The organism is Kitasatospora sp. NPDC091257 (genome assembly GCF_044757675.1).
Classification (GTDB): Bacteria; Actinomycetota; Actinomycetes; order Streptomycetales; family Streptomycetaceae; genus Kitasatospora; species Kitasatospora lactacystinica.
Window position 1 is genome coordinate 1 of record NZ_JBIVVI010000982.1, and the last position, 3,503, is coordinate 3,503.

The following is a 3,503-nucleotide window of genomic DNA, read 5'->3' on the forward strand; positions in this document are numbered from 1 at the left end:
GGGCCGGTACGCCTCCGAGGGTGACACGGGGCCCGGTAGACTTGCCGCCATGGCTATTTTCTCCGGGCAATAGCGGGCGGCGGCGCCAGGAGGGCCGCGCCGACCGCCGATGAAGTCCCCCTCACGCCAACCCGGCCCCGGGTCAGTCCTGCCCGGCCGCCCGCCCACGTCCCAGGAGCAGCTCCCAGCCATGATTTCCGCCAACGCCCTCGAACTGCGTGCCGGTGCCCGGATCCTGATCGAGTCCGCGAACTTCAAGGTCGCCGCCGGCGACCGGATCGGTCTGGTCGGCCGCAACGGCGCCGGCAAGACCACGCTCACCAAGGTGCTGGCGGGCGAGGGCCTGCCCGCCGCCGGTACCGTCACCCGTTCGGGCGAGGTCGGCTACCTCCCGCAGGACCCGCGCACCGGTGACCTGGAGGTCCTCGCCAAGGACCGCATCCTCTCCGCCCGCGGCCTCGACACCGTGCTGAAGAAGATGCGCGAGAACGAGGAGCGGATGGCCAACGGCAAGGGCGCCACCCGGGACAACGCGATGAAGAAGTACGCCCGGCTGGAGACCGAGTTCCTCACCAAGGGCGGGTACGCCGCCGAGGCCGAGGCCGCCACCATCGCCGCCGCGCTGGGCCTGCCGGACCGCATCCTCGGCCAGCCGCTGCACACCCTCTCCGGCGGTCAGCGCCGCCGGGTCGAGCTGGCCCGGATCCTCTTCTCGGACTCCGACGTGCTGCTCCTCGACGAGCCCACCAACCACCTGGACGCGGACTCGATCGTCTGGCTGCGGGACTTCCTGAAGACCTACAAGGGCGGCTTCATCGTCATCTCGCACGACGTCGACCTGGTCGAGACGGTCGTCAACAAGGTCTTCTACCTGGACGCCAACCGCTCCTGCATCGACGTCTACAACATGGGCTGGAAGCAGTACCAACAGCAGCGCGAGGACGACGAGAAGCGCCGCAAGCGCGAGCGGGCCAACGCCGAGAAGAAGGCCGCGACCCTCAACGCCCAGGCCGACAAGATGCGGGCCAAGGCGACCAAGACGGTGGCCGCGCAGAACATGGCCCGCCGCGCCGACAAGCTGCTCTCCGGCCTGGAGCAGGTCCGGGTGAACGACAAGGTCGCCAAGCTGCGCTTCCCGGAGCCGGCCCCCTGCGGCAAGACCCCGCTGACCGCCAGCGGCCTGTCCAAGTCCTACGGCTCGCTGGAGATCTTCACCGACGTCGACCTGGCGATCGACCGCGGTTCGCGGGTCGTCGTGCTGGGCTTCAACGGCGCCGGCAAGACCACCCTGCTGCGGATGCTGGCCGGGGTGGAGCAGCCGGACACCGGCGAGGTGATCCCGGGCCACGGCCTGAAGATCGGCTACTACGCCCAGGAGCACGAGACGCTCGACCCGGACCGCAGCGTGCTGGAGAACATGCGCTCGGCCGCCCCCGACACCGACCTGGTGCAGATCCGCAAGATCCTCGGTTCCTTCCTGTTCTCCGGCGACGACGTCGACAAGCCGGCCGGGGTGCTCTCCGGCGGTGAGAAGACCCGTCTGGCGCTGGCCACCCTGGTGGTCTCCTCCGCCAACGTGCTGCTGCTCGACGAGCCCACCAACAACCTCGACCCGGCCAGCCGCGAGGAGATCCTGGGCGCGCTCCGCGAGTTCTCCGGCGCGGTCGTGCTGGTCACCCACGACGAGGGCGCGGTCGAGGCGCTCGACCCGGAGCGGATCATCCTTCTGCCGGACGGCGTGGAGGACCTCTGGAACCCGTCCTACGCCGATCTGGTCTCCTTGGCCTGACCGGAAGTAGACGCGAGATCCGCTTTTCGGATGAGAATATCTAGTCCTTTCGGCGTGTCCGGGAATGAAGTAGACCCGGATTCCGTTTAAGGACTTTCCGTCGGCCCGCCACTCGATCGTGGTCGGGCCGACGTTGCTGATCAGCCCTTTCTCGGCGAACGGCCGGATCCGCCAGGGGGCGTGCACTCTGCGTGAGCGCCCTGATGCGCTCGGATCACCACCGAAGGACCACGCATTTCCGACATCGACCTTGTCGAATGGGTGGCCAGGACGCGGTGGATGGGTGATCATGGGAATCTGACCGAGCAACGCTACGAGGAGGCACGGGTGGCCGAGACTCTGAAAAAGGGCAGCCGGGTGACCGGTGCCGCGCGTGAGAAGCTCGCGGCCGATCTCAAGAAGAAGTACGACTCCGGGGCGAGCATTCGCGCTCTCGCGGAGGAGACCGGTCGTTCGTACGGCTTTGTGCACCGGATGCTGAGCGAGTCCGGAGTGATTCTCCGGGGCCGCGGCGGTGCCACGCGGGGCAAGAACAAGGCGACTGCCGGGGCCGGTTCCTGACGGTTCGTCAGCCAGTGGCTGGATGACGCGGCGGCAGGGTGCCGGCCGAGGAGACGACAGCTGACCGTCAGCTGGGCGTCCGCCCTCGAGCCGTGCGGGCCGGCCGCCGATCGTCATGTCCGGGGTGAGGTCCTTCCCCCATTCTTCAATACCGTTCATTTCCCTTTCGCTCTTCGCCTCGCCGCGCATTCGCGCCTCGCGGGGCGTCGTGGAGTGCCGCAGGCCCCGTCGATCTCTCCGGGTCGGGAGCCCTGCCCAGGCGCGTCGAGTTTTGTTACTCTCCGGTAGCCAAGTCCCTCGCCACCGGAGGTCCCCGCATGACCGCTCCCGCCATCGACCCGCAGGCCCCGAGCTGGGAGCGGGGCGGCGTCCGCCTGGAGATCGAGGGCGAACTCGCCGTCGTCACCCTGTGCCGACCCAAGCGGCGCAACGCCCAGTCGCCCGCGCTCTGGCGCGCCCTCACCGACGCCGGCCGCGAGCTGCCCGGCAGCGTCCGGGTGGTGCTGCTGCGCGCGGAGGGGGTCTCCTTCTCCGCCGGGCTGGACCGGGCCATGTTCACCCCCGAGGGCATCCCGGGCGAGCCCACCTTCCTCCAGCTGGCCGCCTCCACCGACCGGGAGCTGGACGACGCCATCGCCTCGTACCAGGAGGCCTTCACCTGGTGGCGCCGTCCGGACCTGATCTCCATCGCGGCGGTCCAGGGCCACGCCGTCGGCGCGGGCTTCCAGCTGGCCCTCGGCTGCGACCTGCGGGTGGTCGCCGAGGACGTCCAGTTCGCGATGAAGGAGACCTCGCTGGGCCTCGTTCCGGACCTGGCCGGCACCAAGCCGCTCACCGAGCTCGTCGGCTACGCGCGGGCACTGGAGATCTGCGCGACCGGCCGCTGGGTGGGTGCCGAGGAGGCCGCCGCGATCGGGCTGGCCAACCTCGCCGTGTCGGGCGAGGACCTGGAGGCGGCCGCCCGCGACCTCGCGGCGGCCCTGCTGGCCGCTCCGCGCGGGGCGGTGATCGAGACCAAGGCCCTGCTGCAGGGGGCCGCCGGGCGTTCCTTCGACGAGCAGCGTTCGGCCGAACGGGTGGCGCAGGCCCGCCGGCTGCGGGAGCTCGCCGGGATCGGCGACTGACCGCACGGCGACGACGCAGGGCCCGGCCC

Annotated in this window: 3 protein-coding genes; all 3 read left to right on the forward strand. The window is 70.3% G+C overall.

Annotated features, from left to right (window positions below; all coding sequences use genetic code 11):
* Positions 1-190 precede the first annotated feature (190 nt).
* The 3 genes from ACIQOV_RS33100 to ACIQOV_RS33110 all read left to right on the forward strand — a co-directional run bounded on the left by ACIQOV_RS33100 (position 191) and on the right by ACIQOV_RS33110 (position 3,474).
* Positions 191-1,789, forward strand: coding sequence for an ABC-F family ATP-binding cassette domain-containing protein (locus ACIQOV_RS33100; RefSeq protein ID WP_359903323.1), 1,599 nt, complete (start codon positions 191-193; stop codon positions 1,787-1,789).
* A 327-nt stretch (positions 1,790-2,116) separates the two neighbouring features.
* A complete protein-coding gene (locus ACIQOV_RS33105; RefSeq protein ID WP_030059940.1) occupies positions 2,117-2,350 on the forward strand; it encodes a helix-turn-helix domain-containing protein in 234 nt (77 codons plus the stop codon).
* A 317-nt stretch (positions 2,351-2,667) separates the two neighbouring features.
* Complete coding sequence (locus ACIQOV_RS33110) at positions 2,668-3,474, forward strand: enoyl-CoA hydratase/isomerase family protein (protein ID WP_401054431.1); 807 nt, start codon at positions 2,668-2,670, stop codon at positions 3,472-3,474.
* The last annotated feature ends 29 nt before the right edge of the window (positions 3,475-3,503 follow it).

Coding starts and splice junctions, on each gene's coding strand:
- ACIQOV_RS33100 (WP_359903323.1), top strand. CDS start 191: ATGATTTCCGCCAACGCCCTCGAACTGCGTGCCGGTGCCCGGATCCTG.
- ACIQOV_RS33110 (WP_401054431.1), top strand. CDS start 2,668: ATGACCGCTCCCGCCATCGACCCGCAGGCCCCGAGCTGGGAGCGGGGC.